Annotated in this window: 1 pseudogene; it reads right to left on the bottom strand. The window is 46.4% G+C overall.

Going from position 1 to position 838, the window contains the following annotated elements:
* A pseudogene (locus QMA35_RS21900) lies at window positions 1-743 on the bottom strand (hypothetical protein); the annotation flags it as partial.
* Window positions 744-838: the final 95 nt, after the last annotated feature.

The raw sequence follows: 838 nt of genomic DNA, 5'->3' as shown, positions 1-838 counted from the left end.
ACGACTCCGGTGTACACTTCTTCACCCGTTTCCAGCTTGCCAACAGACTCAAACCGATTCAGATCTTTTTCAGGATTCACTTTTCCATCATAAATTCTGGGACGCCCGCTGCCAGAATAAGGTCCACTGTAGAGCCACAAGAGATCCGCATCATTTCTCAGTTTGCCAGCAATATGCAAGCCAGTTTGAACCACCGCTGAAACAAACTTTTGCTTGAAATAGTAGGCGTCAACAGCAAGATACTTAATCCCCATGGTGAGAAGCTCTTTCGCCAGATTCAGCACTTGGTTCGCATAGAGGTCAACGCGGGTTTTTCCTTCTTCATCCAATGTTTGCTGGGCATCCAGAGCATATGCAGTATTAGACTGAAGATCGACAATACTGAGCAGAGAGAGTTCAAGCCCTCGCTCAGACTGACTGGTACACCCACGCCAGAACATCCCAAGTCCATCTGTCTTTTTGCCACTCTTGGTCATGAAGCTGGCATCCAGAGCTGCAATCAGATTTTTTGACTTTGAAACCACATCCGACAGAGCCAGACAGTTGAATTTAAAGAAGTCGAAAGCACAGCGATACCAACGGCTGAATCGCTTTTCGCTCATCGAGGAGTAGCGGCTCATATTGCGAAAGTTAGCTTTCCCTTGCACCACAATGAGTGTGAAGAGCAGCAGTGTGATGAAGGTTTTCTGGGGCTTTTTGACAGTGGACATGGCGTCCAGAGCGATCTTTACTATGGCTTCCATGAGAGAAAAACATCAGTGAACAGAGCGTTAGATTCCTCTATTTTCGCTGATTTCTCTCATGGTCAAGCGGTTATGAAAAACTGTCCGAAGTATTG

Origin of the sequence: Parendozoicomonas sp. Alg238-R29 (genome assembly GCF_947331445.1) — a bacterium.
Taxonomy (GTDB): Bacteria; Pseudomonadota; Gammaproteobacteria; order Pseudomonadales; family Endozoicomonadaceae; genus Sansalvadorimonas.
This window is presented reverse-complemented; position numbering and strand designations above follow the sequence as displayed.